Origin of the sequence: Sphingobacterium sp., assembly GCF_032065005.1 — a bacterium.
Taxonomy (GTDB): Bacteria; Bacteroidota; Bacteroidia; order Sphingobacteriales; family Sphingobacteriaceae; genus Sphingobacterium.
In genome coordinates this window covers 119,268-134,813 of record NZ_DAMBMM010000006.1, presented here as the reverse complement: position 1 = coordinate 134,813, position 15,546 = coordinate 119,268, and the positions used below count along the sequence as shown (strand labels likewise).

At 42.0% G+C, this 15,546-nt stretch carries 9 protein-coding genes; 6 read left to right on the top strand and 3 right to left on the bottom strand.

Annotated features, from left to right (window positions below):
- Positions 1–15 precede the first annotated feature (15 nt).
- The 3 genes from recG to RT138_RS11440 form a co-directional block, all read right to left on the bottom strand.
- Positions 16–2,121 (bottom strand): ATP-dependent DNA helicase RecG, encoded by a 2,106-nt coding sequence (recG, locus tag RT138_RS11450; protein WP_313190785.1) that lies wholly within the window; start codon positions 2,119–2,121, stop codon positions 16–18.
- Between the two features lie 112 nt (positions 2,122–2,233).
- Positions 2,234–2,983, bottom strand: a complete 750-nt coding sequence (locus RT138_RS11445) for an SDR family oxidoreductase (protein WP_313190784.1) — start codon at positions 2,981–2,983, stop codon at positions 2,234–2,236.
- Positions 2,984–3,220: 237 nt separating this feature from the next.
- On the bottom strand, positions 3,221–3,607 hold the full coding sequence (locus tag RT138_RS11440) for a RidA family protein (RefSeq protein WP_313190783.1): 387 nt from the start codon (positions 3,605–3,607) through the stop codon (positions 3,221–3,223).
- A 133-nt stretch (positions 3,608–3,740) separates the two neighbouring features.
- Here RT138_RS11440 and nagA point away from each other — a divergent pair, with 133 nt between their 5' ends.
- From nagA to RT138_RS11410, 6 genes are all read left to right on the top strand, one after another.
- Complete coding sequence (nagA, locus tag RT138_RS11435) at positions 3,741–4,853, top strand: N-acetylglucosamine-6-phosphate deacetylase (RefSeq protein ID WP_313190782.1); 1,113 nt, start codon at positions 3,741–3,743, stop codon at positions 4,851–4,853.
- 72 nt (positions 4,854–4,925) lie between these two features.
- Complete coding sequence (locus RT138_RS11430; protein WP_313190781.1) at positions 4,926–6,572, top strand: family 10 glycosylhydrolase; 1,647 nt, start codon at positions 4,926–4,928, stop codon at positions 6,570–6,572.
- 349 nt (positions 6,573–6,921) lie between these two features.
- Entirely contained in the window at positions 6,922–8,154 is a 1,233-nt protein-coding gene (locus RT138_RS11425; RefSeq protein ID WP_313190780.1) for a DUF1343 domain-containing protein, read from the top strand.
- 162 nt (positions 8,155–8,316) lie between these two features.
- Complete coding sequence (locus tag RT138_RS11420) at positions 8,317–11,787, top strand: SusC/RagA family TonB-linked outer membrane protein (RefSeq protein ID WP_313190779.1); 3,471 nt, start codon at positions 8,317–8,319, stop codon at positions 11,785–11,787.
- An 11-nt stretch (positions 11,788–11,798) separates the two neighbouring features.
- Positions 11,799–13,661 (top strand): RagB/SusD family nutrient uptake outer membrane protein, encoded by a 1,863-nt coding sequence (locus tag RT138_RS11415; protein WP_313190778.1) that lies wholly within the window; start codon positions 11,799–11,801, stop codon positions 13,659–13,661.
- Between the two features lie 55 nt (positions 13,662–13,716).
- Positions 13,717–15,546, top strand: coding sequence for a PQQ-binding-like beta-propeller repeat protein (locus RT138_RS11410; protein ID WP_313190777.1), 1,830 nt, complete (start codon positions 13,717–13,719; stop codon positions 15,544–15,546).

The following is a 15,546-nucleotide window of genomic DNA, read 5'->3' as shown; positions in this document are numbered from 1 at the left end:
ACAAAGTTACGGTTTTTACGAGATTTTGTCCCATGAAATAGCAGGGGAGCTTTTGCTTAAATACTGGGCTAAGAGTTGATTGCGTTCTTCTTGCAGGTTTTGGTCCTCCTTAAAGATCTGGATGACCAATTGCCTAGCCTCAGAAAGGATGGCTTGATCTTTAGCAAGATCAGCGATTTTCATTTCCAAAACACCAGATTGCTGCGTGCCAGAAAGGTCTCCAGGACCACGGAGTTGCAGGTCCACTTCAGCAATTTCAAAGCCATCATTGGTCCGCACCATGGTTTCCAATCGGGTTCTGCCCTCTTTGCTCAGTTTATTGCTGGACATTAAGATACAGAACGATTGCTCCGCACCACGACCTACCCGACCACGGAGCTGATGCAGTTGGGAAAGGCCAAAGCGTTCCGAGTTTTCAATGACCATCACAGAGGCATTCGGAACATTTACCCCAACTTCAATTACCGTTGTTGCCACCATGATCTGGGTTTCACCCTTTATAAAACGCTGCATTTCGAAGTCTTTGTCCTTTACCGGCATCTTGCCATGAACAATACTGATCCGGAATTCAGGCAATGGAAATTCCCGCATCAAGCCTTCAAGTCCGGCCTCTAGGTATAGAAGGTCCATCTTTTCGCTCTCCTTGATCAATGGATATACGATATAGACTTGGCGACCTTTTGCGATTTCATCGCGCATGAAACCAAATACACGTAGGCGTTGGTTTTCGAAAAAGTGCACGGTTTTGATTGGCTTTCTACCAGCTGGCAACTCATCGATAATGGAAATATCAAGGTCTCCATACATGGTCATGGCCAAGGTCCTTGGGATAGGCGTTGCGGTCATCACCAACATGTGTGGAGGAATCAGGTTTTTGCGCCATAGTTTAGCTCTCTGTTCTACTCCAAATCGATGCTGTTCATCGATTACCACAAAGCCAATATTCTTGAACTTTACTTTATCTTCAATCAGGGCATGAGTACCGATCAGGATATCGAGCGTTCCATTTTCCAATTCCTGATGGATGATCCTTCTTGCCTTTGCAGGTGTTGAACCCGTCAATAGCTTGACAGTACAGATATCATCTCCCAATAATTCCCTTAAACCATTGTAGTGTTGGGTGGCAAGGATTTCCGTAGGCGCCATCATACAGGCTTGGTACCCATTGTCGATTGCCAAGAGCATGCTCATCAAAGCCACTACGGTCTTCCCAGAGCCGACATCCCCTTGCACCAGTCGATTCATCTGTGCTCCCGTATTACAATCTATGCGAATTTCCTTCACTACCCTTTTTTGGGCATTGGTAAGTGGAAAGGGCAATCTCTCATTGAAGAATGTATTGAACTTTTCGCCAACCTTGTTGAATTGATGACCTTTATATCGTTGGGTGTTCAGCTGTTTGTTTTTCAATAGGCGAAGTTGAATAAAGAAGAGTTCTTCAAACTTCAACCTATTTATTGCCGCTTTCATCAACTGCTCGTTTTGAGGAAAGTGAATGCTCAGCAGAGCCTGTTGAAGGGGCAAGAGTTTGTATTTGTCAAGAATGTAGTTTGGCAATGTTTCAGAAACTGTTCTTAAGGTAGTCTCTAAGGCTGTTTGTTGCAGCTTTTGGATGCCTTTGGAATCCAGGTTGAACTTCTTAAGCTTTTCAGTGGAAGAATAGACCGGTTGCATGGTCATGTTTCCAACCTTTTTGCCCTGTTGTTGGTAGAGCTCCATCTCTGGATGGGTAATGGAAATTGCACCGTTGAATTCTGTTGGTTTTCCGTAGATAATATAGGCAGCACCGACCTTTAGTCCTTTTCTTAACCAGGAAATGCTTTGAAACCATACCAATTCCATCATTCCTGTATCATCCTTGAATTGACCGACCAGTCGCCTTCCCCGTTTTTCGCCAACTTCCTGCAGGCTCATCAATCTTCCCAGAACTTGGGCACCAACCATGTCAGGGTGGAGCTCGCGGATCTTATGGAATTTGGTGCGGTCGATATATCGAAAAGGGTAATCCTGCAAAAGGTCTCCAATCGTAAAGATCTGAAGCTCTTTCTTGAGGACATCCGCTTTCTGCGGTCCTACACCTTTGAGATATTCTATGGGAGTTATTAACGATAAATCTGCCATGGGATAGATAATCCCACTAAAATAATAAAAACTTTCAACTCAAGCTCTGATAACAACAAAAGCTCCTCAGAATCGAGGAGCTTTTCACTGTTTTATATAGATAGATTTAGGGTTAAATTATGGTGGTTCCACCATCCACAGCCAAGTTGATTCCAGTGATGTAACGGGCATCATCTGAGGCTAAAAACAAGGCGGCTAAGGCGATATCCTCTGCGGTACCATAATCCTTCATCGGGATAATGGACATGAAATGGGGTCTGTACTGTGGGTTGTTGAGATGAGCTTCAGCCATTGGAGTCATGATATAACCGGGATTAATTGCATTGACGCGTATTTTCATTTTTCCGAAATCTACGGCCGCTGCTCGGGTAATCGCAGAAACTCCACCCTTTGAAGCGGTGTAAGATCCTGGTCCTGACATTCCGGTCAAGGCTGCAATCGATGAAATATTCACGATACTACCGCCATTTTCCTTCATATGTGGAAGGACGGCTTGCATGCCCAACATCACACTGTTGATGTTGATATCGTAAGTCTTTTTCCAAAGGGCTTCATCTTGTTCCTCAAAAGGGGTGGGAACCGAGATCCCTGCGTTGTTGATCAATATATCTACTTTCCCAAAATTATTCAATGCAGCTGGAATGACATCGTTGAACCAAGTTTCTCTGTTTGAAACATCATGTTTTACTGCTACGGCATCAAATCCTTGAGCCTGTAGTTTCTCGACAATGGCATTCAATTTATCAATCTGAATATCTGTTGCTACCACTTTCGCACCTTCGTTTGCAAACAAATAGGTCATGGATTCGCCCATGCCAGATGCTGCTCCCGTAATAATGGCTACTTTACCTGTTAATCTCATAGTAGTGTTTTTATGTGAATAAATATCTTAAGCTTCTTTCATTAAAAAAGTGACCTAGGTTACCTTCTTAAAATAAATGGTTGTTTTTCCGCATTATAGGTATGGGTGAGTAACAGTTGAAAAGCAATACTGTTTTTCTTGAAGGCGATTTTGTAGTGATAGGGAGGGTATAGCAACAAAAAATGCCAACAATAATTTATTGTTGGCATCCTATAGAAATAAGTTTCTGGTTGTTTATTATCCTTTCCAGGCAATAACGGAGATTTCCACATTAACCTCTTTAGGTAAGGTCCTTACCGCAACACATTCCCTTGCTGGTTGGTTTTCTTTGAAATATTCTGCATAGACCTCATTAACGGTAGCAAAATAGTCCATACTGCTTAGGAAGATCGATGTCTTAACCACATCTGAATAGTCATAGCCAGCATTTTTCAAGATTGCTCCTACATTTTTCAATACCTGGTGAGCTTCGTCGGCTACTCCGGTAGTGATCAGTTCCATGCTTTCTGGAATCAATGGGATCTGCCCTGAAACATAAAGGGTTTTATCTGCTTTTATCGCTTGGTTGTATGGGCCAATTGCTGCTGGGGCCTTATCCGTATTCAGAATTTCTTTTTGTGCCATGATTTTATTGTTCTTTGATAATAATTCTTAAAAAATGAGGTTCTGATATTGGGTTGGAATCTCATTTCGCTGGTCTAATATACGATTAGGCACTTGGATTTTCAACAAAAGCCAACAATAAGTAACTTGCAGGATGAAACATAAACTTGCCCTCATCAACGGTAGGGTTTTTACCGAATATCAAATATTTGAACAACATGCACTTTTAATCGATTCAGACCGAATTGCTGGCATTGTTCCCCAAGATGAACTGCCGGAAGGTTTTGAGATACTGGACGTGAAAGGTGCCAATATAAGCCCCGGATTAATTGATTTGCAGATCTATGGAACAGGGGAAGACCTGTTTTCAGCGGAGTTGACCATAGATTCCGTCCATAGGATAGAACAAAATCTATTGAAACAAGGCTGTACTTCCTTTGTGCTTACTTTGGCAACCAATACCTTGGAACTATTCAACCAGGCTATTGCCGTTTTTGAGGAGGCAAAACCGAAAGTTGCCTTAGGGCTACACTTGGAAGGACCGTTCCTAAATGCAGCAAAGCGAGGCGCTCATCCAGCAGAACTGATCCAGAAAGCAAGCGTAGAGTTATTAGGGTCTGTCATTGAGGGTAAAGAGCATATAGTCAAAATGATGACCATTGCTCCTGAACTGACCGATCAAGAGTGCATCGACTACCTGAACGACAAGGGAGTATTGGTAACGGCGGGCCATAGTGCAGCAACTTATAAGGAAGCAACGCATGCCTTTGATCACGGAGTTCCTGCAGTTACGCATCTGTGGAATGCCATGTCCCCACTCCATCATCGTGATGTTGGTTTGCCGGGAGCAGCATTTAACCACGATGAGGTCTGCGCTTCGATTATCGTGGATGGAATCCACTCAGACTTTGAGACAGTCAAAATCTCTAAGGAATTAATGGGAGACCGTTTGTTCCTTATCACCGATGCGGTTGCAAAATGTGACAAAGGGATTTATCAACATGTTTTCAATCATGATCATTATACCATGCCGGATGGCACCCTTTCAGGATCAGCCTTGACCATGTTGAAGGCCGTTGAAAACTGTGTCAAAAAGGTGGGAATCAGTTTAGAAGAAAGCCTTCGCATGGCCACATTGTACCCTGCAAGACTTTTCGGAAGAAATAACCTTGGCAACTTAAACTCCGGATCTATAGCGAATGTGTTAGTTTTTGACCAAGATTTCCAGGTTCAACAGGTTGTTTTTCAGGGAGAAAGAATTATTTAACATATAAAGAATAGGTTACAATTAGTAGGATAGCCCATAAAAGTCTTAATTTTGTGGGTTAAGAATGAATTTATGATGAGAAAAATCTTAAGTCTTTGTCTTTTTGTGCTGATGATGGTGATAGTTTTATCCTGTGGGTCGAAGAGAAGGCAAGGAAAAGTATTGCAACAGCCAACCGCTACGGTTACTCAGGAAACTTCAACCGAAGCTCCAAAAACAGATGAAAAACCCGTTGAAAAACCGGTTGCCACAAAGCCTGTAGGCGAAAAAGTAGCTGAGAAGAAGCCTGTAGAAAAGCCCGTATTTAAAGCGAATCTACCAAATGTACCCCGGGAATTTAGGGCAGCATGGGTAGCCACAGTAGCCAATATCAACTGGCCTAGCAAAAACAACCTTTCGACAGAACAACAAAAGCAAGAGGCCATTAACTTATTGGATATGTTGAAAAACAACAATTTCAATGCGGTTATCTTTCAAGTAAGGCCATCTGCTGATGCCCTGTATAAATCCAGCTTAGAACCTTGGTCTTATTTCTTGACCGGAACTATCGGAAAAGCTCCAAGTCCTTATTACGATCCATTGGAATTTTGGGTCGAGGAAGCTCATAAAAGAGGATTGGAACTGCATGTCTGGTTAAATCCTTACCGTGCTCACCACAGCAATGGAGGCCAGGTGACGAGCGAGTCGCTAGTGCGAAAATCGCCAGAGAATGTGGTAAGACTTAGAAATGGAATGTACTGGTTTGATCCAGCTAGTCAAGAAACGCAAAACCATGCCGCTTCGGTGGTCATGGATATTGTGAAACGCTATGACATCGACGGAGTACACTTTGATGACTATTTCTACCCCTATGCAACCTATAATGGTGGTGCAGATTTCCCTGACGACAAAACTTGGTTCGCCTATAAAAAGAACGGTGGTAACCTAAGCCGCCCGGATTGGAGAAGAGACAATGTCAATAAATTCATCAAACGTATTTATACAGAGATCAAGAAAGAAAAACCTTCCGTTAAGTTTGGTTTGAGTCCTTTCGGTATCTGGAAGCCTGGTTATCCTTCTGGTGTAACAGGTTCCTCCCAATATGATGAACTCTATGCTGATGCTAAATTATGGTTGAATGAAGGCTGGATTGACTATTTCACGCCTCAATTATATTGGCCAATTGATCCACCAAGACAAAGCTTTACCAGCTTGTTGAAATGGTGGCAATCTGAAAACAAACATAACCGCCACTTGTGGCCTGGTCTGAATACGGTAGAAGTTAGAGCTGCCAACAGAGCGGATGAGATCAAGCGTCAGATTGCGGTTACTCGTGAAGTAATTCCGAATAGCGTAGGCGCAGTACATTGGAGTATTGCAGGATTGACCAAAAACCCAATGTTGTTAAAAGCATTGCACGATGGTCCATATTCACAGAAGGCTTTGGTTCCGGCATCCCCATGGTTGTCTGCTAATCCGATATTGAAGCCAACCCTGTTGTTGACCAATCAACCGAGCAGTGTATTTGTGAAATGGCTTCACAAACAGCCTGAGCAAGTGTTTAAATGGGTAACCTATGCGCGCTATGGAGACACTTGGGACATTCAGATCTTGGATGGTCCTCAATCCGAATTAAGTTTGCCGAAGAGCAAGGACGGACATAAATTAAATGCTGTTGCTGTAAAGCCAATTGACCGGTTAGGTAATGAAGGCGACTATGCTGGTGAAGCTATAGAATAGTATTTAAACAAAAATATTTTATAAAAAAGCAGGAAAGAACGTTCTTTCCTGCTTTTTTATAAAATATTTACTGTAACGATAGTGTCACGTAAATGTTACTTATATGTGTAGTATTTACACTTCCTAATGCAATCGGTTGCGGAGCTAAATGCTTTAATCTGCTAAATTTCAAGGATTCCATTCAATTATTCATGCAGATTTTTACACCTCTATTTTCTGATTCATGCGTGTTTTGCGTTTTGTTTTGCGAAAAATGACAGATTTTGCTGTTTCATTTGCTTTATTGTGCGGTATTTGTCTTAATTTTATCCAGTTTTTATTGCGAAACTAATTTACCGAATCTTAATTAATGGGAAACATACTCTTATATTCTGCCGTTCTTGGTTTATTATTGACAAGTGCTTGTGGTTCAACAAAGAAGAATAGCTCTTCAAATGCCTCACAGCCTGTAGTTGAATCTGTAAAACAAGAAACCATAGTGCCTGCTGCCGATCAGCTCACTGCTTACTTGCCTTTGTTGAAGGGGAAGAAAGTTGGTTTGATGGGTAACCAGACCTCTGTTGTAGGTCCGGAAAAGGAACATTTGGTAGACGTGCTGTTAAGAGAGAAAGTAGATCTTAAATTTGGATTCGCACCAGAGCATGGATTCCGTGGAGATATCGAAAGAGGCGAGAAGGTCAGCAATGATGTTGATGCTAAAACGGGTCTTCCCTTATTTACGCTTTATGGTGGCAATGAAAAACAAGATTCAATCGTTCAGTCGGTTGATGTCATGATTTTCGATCTGCAAGATGTTGGTGCTCGATTCTATACTTACATCACTTCCTTGCACCGTGTCATGGAGCTTTGTGCAAAGCACAACAAAGAACTGATCGTATTGGATAGACCAAATCCATGTGGTGATCAGGTTGATGGTCCTGTTCGTAAGGACGACAAATTCAAATCCAACGTTTCTTATCATAAAATTGCCATGGTCCACGGCTTGACCGTTGGAGAATTGGCAAAGATGATCAATGGCGAGAAGTGGTTGGAAAATGGACGTCAATGCAAGTTGACTGTGGTTCCGGTTCAAGGATATACGCATGATAGCATGTACGACCTACCAGTTATCCCTTCGCCAAGTTTGCCAAACCATTTGTCAGTTCGCCTTTATTCTTCATTATGTCTGTTTGAAGGAACTGATATTTCCGTAGGCCGCGGTACAGACTGGCCTTTCCAAGTGGTTGGTTTTACCGACCCTGTTTATGGAGATTTTACCTTTACTCCAGGAGAAAAAGCAGGGATGGCTAAACACGTAGAAGGAAAAGGAGCGACCAATTACGGGCTAGACTTAAGAGGTCTAGATGCCGACAAACAGAAATTTACCTTAAAATATATACTCGATTTCTATAATAAAATGCCAGACAAGTCTAAGTTTTTTGTGCGAGCAGAATTCTTCGACAAGCTAGCCGGAACGGATGAACTTAGAAAGCAAATCATTGCTGGAAAGACAGAAGATGAAATCCGAGCCAGCTGGAAACCTGAATTGGATGAATACAAGAAAATGAGGACAAAATATTTGATCTACCCAGACTTCAAATGAAAAACAAGCATGTGAGGGCTCAATTTAATTGAGCCTATTCGCATAATGGGACATTTGATGCTGGAAAAACATTTTATCACGCAAACAAACTCGGTTGTTTCAGTTAGATGGGAATAAACCGAATTATGATAACAAAAATTATAAATTATTAATCTTAAAGCAATGCGAAGACTTATACTCTTTTCTCTCGCTCTGGGTTTAACAATGCCGACTTATGCGTCTTTTGAGGCAAACAAAGGTGTTGTTGCACTTGGAAACCATGCTAGCTGGACAAATGCTTCATCGGTGCTGCAAAATACCGTAACAGGTACGGTAAGTGGTCCGGACGGTCCCTTAGCTGGTGTTACTGTTTCGGTAGTAGGCTCCTCAGTGAAAGCCTCTACGGATGAATCAGGTAAATTCTCAATTTCGGCCGCTGTAGGTTCGACTTTAAGGTTCTCCTATGTTGGATACGAATCCAAAGAGGTTACCGTAGCTGGTAATACCATGAACGTAACGCTTCAATCTTCCAGCGACCTGTTGGATGAGGTTGTTGTCGTGGGTTATGGTACTCAAAAGAAAGGTAACTTAACAGGTGCCGTTTCAACTATCAGTGTAAAAGATAACTTAGAAGGTCGTCCTATCGCCGATGTGGGTCGTGGTATCCAAGGGGTAACCCCTGGTTTGACCGTGACGGTTCCATCGGGTGAGGTAGGTTCTGATCCACGTATCAAAATCCGTGGTGCAGTTGCTTCATTGCAGGCTTCAGGAGATCCTCTGATCTTATTGGACAACGTGGAAATCCCAAGTATCCAATATGTGAACCCTGACGATATCGAATCCATTACGGTTTTGAAAGATGCCGCTTCATCATCGATCTACGGTGCTAAAGCTGCATTCGGTGTCATCTTGATTACAACGAAAACCGGATCTAAAGGTGAAAAAATCGACATTTCCTACTCCAATAACTTCTCGTTCCAAAACCCTTTCAAGCAATATGAAATGGGTAGGATCAATGCCTTGAAATATACCAAAGATGCCATGGAGCGTATTGGCTCAAACATCTCTGGTGCTTTCTACTATGTAACTCCGGAAGGATATGAAATGGCGAAGGAATGGGATGACAAATATGGAACTACATTAGGTCCAAACGATCCTACTGTTTTTGGACGTGACTGGATTGTTGACCCAACCAATACTTCCCGTAAAATTGGTTTGAGAACCTATGATCCTTATGATTACATGGTAAGGGAATGGGCTCCAACCATTACCAACAATGCTTCAATCAATGGTTCTGTAGGTAGGACTAAATATACCGCCACTTTTGGACACATCTCTCAAAGCGGTATGTTGAAAGCAGGAGACTCTGATAAATTCAAAAGAGCAAATGCTGCAGTAAGGGTATCTACAGATGTAAGTGATTATTTGACTTTGCGTGCCGGAGCCATGTTCTCCCAACGTCAAAAGCTATATCCTTATGCGACCAACTCTACCACTGCCGATCCTTGGTACTACATGTACCGTTGGTCATCAGTTTATCCAATGGGATTAGATGAGAACGGAAGCAAAATCCGTAGCCCATGGTCGGAGTACGAAGATGCAAACGAAGCATCAATGAAACGTAACTACATCAACTTGAATGCTGGTGCAACAGTCAATATGACCAAGAACTGGAGATTAGATGTAGATTACAACTTTACTAATGAAGACTATGATTGGTTTAGACCAGGTACTCGTTTTACAGCAGCTAACAGCTGGATTGCTCCGGTTCAACGTTTAGATGCCAATGGGAACCAGGTTTATGTGGACAATACAGGTGCTGTAGTGCCTGCAGGTTCTCCTGGAGCTATCGCAGCATACGACTTGAATACACATGAATATACAGCGCCAGGAGCAAATCCTGACCATGTATACGCTCGTGCAGCATATGAGTACAAACATACTTTCAATGCTTTCTCTACTTATAATCTAAACCTTGACAACGGCCATGAATTCAAATTTATGCTGGGTTCAAACTTGGTGTCTGATTATGGTAAATACAACTGGACTCAAAAAACTAACCTACTTGACTTAAGCAATCCGCAATTCGATCTTGCTTCAGGTACAGTAACAGGTTCTGGTGGTACTTTCTGGACTAGTCAGGTAGGTTTCTTCGGTCGTGTGAACTATGCCTTCAAAAACAAATACCTTTTGGAAGCGAATGCACGTTATGATGGATCTTCAAAATTCGTAGATGATTTGATCTGGAGATGGTTTACATCAGCTTCTGCTGGATGGGTGGCTTCAGAAGAAAACTTCATGCAATGGGCTAAACCTGCATTATCTCACTTGAAATTTAGAGGTTCATACGGGATAATCGGTAACCAAGCCGTTCCTGCAAGTTTGTATACACCAAACATGTTCCCTTACGAGACTTTGTGGATCGGTGGTCAGAATAAATACTATGGTGTACCTACGCCTACATTCAGCTTAAGAGATATCTCTTGGGAAGATCTAGAAACTATTGACTTTGGTGTTGATGCCCGTTTCTTAAACAACAGATTAGGTTTGGTTTTCGACTACTATGTTCGTAATACAAACAACATGTTCGTTGGATTCCAAGGTACAACATGGACTACCGGTGGTGCTGCACCTCTTGGAAACTTCGGTACCTTAAAAACAAAAGGTTACGAAGTAGCAGTTGACTATAATCACCGTTTTGAAAGTGGTCTAGGTATCAATGTTCGTGCAAACTTTGACGATGCTATCTCAAGATTCTATAACGTAACGAGCCAAAGGACAACAGGTTCTTTCTATGATGGTTCTGCATATGGAGATATCTGGGGATATGAAACCGATAGACTTTACCAAATGGATGACTTCGTATTAGGCGCTGATGGAAAACCTCAGTTGATCAATTTAACGGAGGACATGACCAAATACTTTGCAAATGGTGATGGTAAAGCTTACCAATTAAAAGATCCTAATGGGGTTTACCAACCTCGTTTAGAAAATACCAATACGTTCAACTTCGGTCCTGGTGATGTGAAATTCAAGGATTTGAACGGTGATGGTGAAATCGATAACGGTGATGGTACGGTAGATAACCCAGGTGATAGAAGAATCATTGGTAACACGACTCCACGTTATAACTACGGTTTACGTTTAGGCGCTGATTACAAAGGATTCGATTTCTCTATCTTCTTCCAAGGTACTGGACAACGTGCTATGTGGGGTAATGGAGCATTGGCAATCGCTGGTTTCAATACAGCAGACGGTGCCATGCCAGCAGCAATCGTAGATGATTACTGGACGCCAGACAACACAGCTGCTTTCTACCCAGCTGCATTCAACAATGCGGGTAGCAATGACGCCAACAACATGCAGGTTCAGTCTAAATACTTATTGGATCTATCTTACACTAGAATCAAGAACATCACATTTGGTTATGTATTGCCTAAGAGTTTTATCGCTCCAGCTAAATTGAGCAATGTACGTGTTTATGTGGCTTTAGAAAACTTCTTTACTTGGGATAAACTGAATGGCTTGCCAATCGACCCAGAGGTAGTTTCTGGATTCTCCATGTTTAATGAAAGTAACTATAACACAGGTAGAACTGGGGTTGGTACTCCAACATTCAAATCTGCTTCATTCGGTGTACAGTTAAACTTCTAATCCTTACGACAATGAAAAAATTATCATATTTATTTTTAGGTTCAGCCCTGTTCTTCAGCAGCTGTAATACCCTGCTAGATAGACCTGAGTTAAATGCCATGGTGGACTCAGAGCCTACCTACTGGAGAAATGAAAATGACCTACGTCTTTTTGCAAATGACTTTTATACCAGCTTCTTTGTTGGCTATAACTCCAGCTTCGGGACAGCTTATACGCCGTTAACTGGATATAACTTTTCCGATGATTTAACTTCCGAAAACCAACAGTTAGCCCTGTTGTCAAGCTTGCCTACTGATCCTGGCGGTTCATCAAGTACGGCGGTAGCATCTTTACGTGCTGAGCACCCAGGTCCAAACTGGAACTTCGTATGGATCAGAAAAGCTAACTTGATGTTGAACCGTATCGAAAACTTAGCAAAACCAAAGTTGACAGAAGACGAATACAAGCACTGGTCATCAGTTGCTCGTTTCTTCAGAGCTTATGAATATAGCCGTTTGGTTAGTAATTTCGGTGATGTTCCATATTATGGCGATATCGTTGACCCGACCAATATGGACGAACAGTACAAAGACCGTACGCCTCGCGCTGAGGTGATGGACCATGTATATGATGACTTCAAATATGTGTTGGCAAACATGCGTGATAATGATGGTGTAAGCAATCTGAATAGATATGTTGCAGCCACGTTGATGTCCAACATGATGTTATTTGAAGGTTCTTGGCAACATTACCACAACCTGGATAAAACTAGGGCTAAGAAATACTTGGAACTAGCTCGTGATGCGGCACAATACGTTATGGAATCAGGTAAATATACATTCGGATCCGATTTCAAGAGCTTATTTGCGTCGGAAAGCTTAGCTGGAAACCCTGAGGTTATTTTCTTCAGAACCTATGATGATGCTTTAGCAATCAGACATGCTGTAGCTTCTTATAGCAACGGTACAGAAAACCAACCTCGTTCAGCAAACTTAAACCTGATCGAAGCTTTCATCTGTAACGATGGCAAGACTTTCCAAAACTCTGGAGTAGCTAATGCTAAAAACTTCAGGTTACAGGAATTGGTGAAAACTCGTGACCCTCGTTTCGAAGCTACTTTTATGGATACGGTAAATGCACCTGCTGTTGGTACTTTAGTTTATGCCCATAAATTTGCTGGTAGAGAGGCTTTAGATTTCTTGAACTCTGGTAAAGCATATCCTGCTAAATGGAGCTCAAATACCAATACCAATGATGCACCTGTAGCTCGTTACGCTGAGGTAGTATTAAACTGGGTAGAGGCAAAACAGATCTTAGCTGAAAACTATGGTGGAGCTGCGGTTACTCAGGGTGACTTGGATAAATCCATCAATGCAATCCGTAGCAGACCATTGGATGCAGTTGCTGTAGCTAAAGGTGTTAAACAAACAGAACCTTTAATGCTTGGAGCCATCCCTGCAGATCCTAAAAAAGAGGCTGATGTATCTCCACTTATGTGGGAAATCCGTCGCGAGCGTCGTATGGAATTTGTATTCGAATATGCACGTATCCAAGATATCCGCCGTTGGAAAAAATTGGAAAACCTTAACTTTAATGATGATACCTATAAATTAGGTTCATGGGTTATCGGGGTAAAAGATTTTGGCGACAAGAAAAATCCTGGAAAAATCTTAAAGGCTTTCATAGATCGCCTACAGGTTAAAAAAGCAGATGGGACCATTGTCACTTATGATGGAAGCAATGATACTGAAATGGAAGGTTACTATGTGGTTAGAAATTTCACTAACCGTCTACCTGTCCTACCTAAAAACTACCTTTCTCCAGTAAGTATCGGGTTGATCCAAGCTTATCAAGACCAAGGTTATACTTTGACCCAAACACCGGGTTGGAATTAATGAAAATTTTTAAGCAAAAGGTCAAGCAATTGACCTTTTGCTCTATATTTAAGCTATGAGAAGACTATTATTTTTGCTGTTCCTATTACCATTAAACCTATTTTCTCAGACTTTCAAATTTGCTCAAGTAACCGATACCCATGTTGGTGGTGCTACAGGAGCTGATGATTTACGCAGAACGGTTCTGGACTTAAATCAGCAGCAAGGCATTGACTTCGTGATCCTGTCGGGGGATGTCACCGAGTTTGGTTCCGATGAGGAACTGGCCTTGGCAAAACAGATTTTGGACAGCCTGAATTTACCACTATATGTCATTCCGGGAAACCATGACAGCAACTGGTCGGAAAGCGGGGCGAACTCATTCCGTAAGGTTTTTGGTGCTGAAACTTTCTTTTTCGAACATAATGGCGTTCAGTTTATAGGAACGACTTCTGGACCTAATATGCGCATGAGTCCGGGTCAAATTCCAAGGGAGAACCTGGTATGGATGGATTCGATCTTTAAGGCTCATCCCGATCAACAAAAACCCTTGATCGCCATTAACCATTACCCTCTGGATTCTTCATTGAACAATTGGTATGAAAATATTAATCGCATCAAGACCAAAAACGTGCAACTGGCGCTATGTGGACATGGCCACATCAATAAATTGTATGATTGGGAAGGAATCCCTGGCGTTATGGCCAGATCTAATCTGCGTGCAAAGGATGCAGTCGGTGGATATAATATTATCACTGTATCTTCCGACTCGGTATTTTTCCAGGTCAGAAGACCTCTGATGATTACCGAGGATTATTGGCTAAAACTGCCCCTTAAACGTGTCTCTCCTGAGGCTGCTCAAGGTGTAAAAAGACCAAACTACGCATTGAATGCAAACAGCCAAGCGAAAGTGCTTTGGGAATATGAAGACCATGGTGATATCGGTGCCGGTATTACGGCCGATAAAAATATGATGTACACTGCCAATACGGTAGGTGAAGTCTATGCATTGGATCTGAAAACAGGAAAGAAGCAATGGACCTTCAAGACGGCTGGAAAAGTATATTCTACCCCGGCAGTACATAAAGGAGTAGTAGTGGTTGGTTCATCAGACCATTTTATTTATGGCATAAATGCCAAAACTGGAAAGGAACTTTGGAAACTTCAGGCTGATAAAGCAGTGCTTGGTTCGCCAGCGGTAAAAAATGGGAAAGCCTACATCGGCGCATCAGATGGAATCTTCCGTTGTATCGATGTTAAAACCGGAAAGTTAATCTGGAGCTTTAATGATGTTCAAGGTTATGTTTCGACTTTACCCACCTTAGCTGATCATAAAGTAATCTTCGGAAGTTGGAAAAACGGTTTCTATGCGCTAGATCAAAAGACCGGACAATTAGTTTGGAAATGGGACAACGGCCATAGCAATAGGATGTTTTCTGCGGCAGCCTGCTATCCAGTAGTGGAAAACAATCGTGTTTTCATCGTCGCTCCGGACCGCTTTATGACAGCGATCGATCTAAAGACTGGCCAAACCATTTGGCGTGAAAAGAAAGATGAATACCGTGTAAGGGAGTCGATGGGTATTTCAAAAGATAGAAAGTTGGTCCTGGCCAAGACCATGGATGGCGAATTGATCGGTGTGCCAGTTAATGCCGATAAAATGGATGTTAATTGGAAGGCTGAAATAAAATTACCATATGAATTAGCTCCAACTGCAATTTATACCAATTCAAAATATATATTTGTACCTAGCGACAAAGGATTATTGTCTGCTGTTGAGCCTAAAACCGGAAAAACAGCCTGGCAATATAAGATTTCCAATGGTATGATCAATCCGCCACTCGTGCTGAAAGACAGAATTGTTGTCAGTACTATGGACGGAAAAATCGTAATGCTAACCTACTAA

Coding starts and splice junctions, on each gene's coding strand:
- recG (WP_313190785.1), bottom strand. CDS start 2,121: ATGGCAGATTTATCGTTAATAACTCCCATAGAATATCTCAAAGGTGTA.
- RT138_RS11445 (WP_313190784.1), bottom strand. CDS start 2,983: ATGAGATTAACAGGTAAAGTAGCCATTATTACGGGAGCAGCATCTGGC.
- RT138_RS11440 (WP_313190783.1), bottom strand. CDS start 3,607: ATGGCACAAAAAGAAATTCTGAATACGGATAAGGCCCCAGCAGCAATT.
- nagA (WP_313190782.1), top strand. CDS start 3,741: ATGAAACATAAACTTGCCCTCATCAACGGTAGGGTTTTTACCGAATAT.
- RT138_RS11430 (WP_313190781.1), top strand. CDS start 4,926: ATGATGAGAAAAATCTTAAGTCTTTGTCTTTTTGTGCTGATGATGGTG.
- RT138_RS11425 (WP_313190780.1), top strand. CDS start 6,922: ATGGGAAACATACTCTTATATTCTGCCGTTCTTGGTTTATTATTGACA.
- RT138_RS11420 (WP_313190779.1), top strand. CDS start 8,317: ATGCGAAGACTTATACTCTTTTCTCTCGCTCTGGGTTTAACAATGCCG.
- RT138_RS11415 (WP_313190778.1), top strand. CDS start 11,799: ATGAAAAAATTATCATATTTATTTTTAGGTTCAGCCCTGTTCTTCAGC.
- RT138_RS11410 (WP_313190777.1), top strand. CDS start 13,717: ATGAGAAGACTATTATTTTTGCTGTTCCTATTACCATTAAACCTATTT.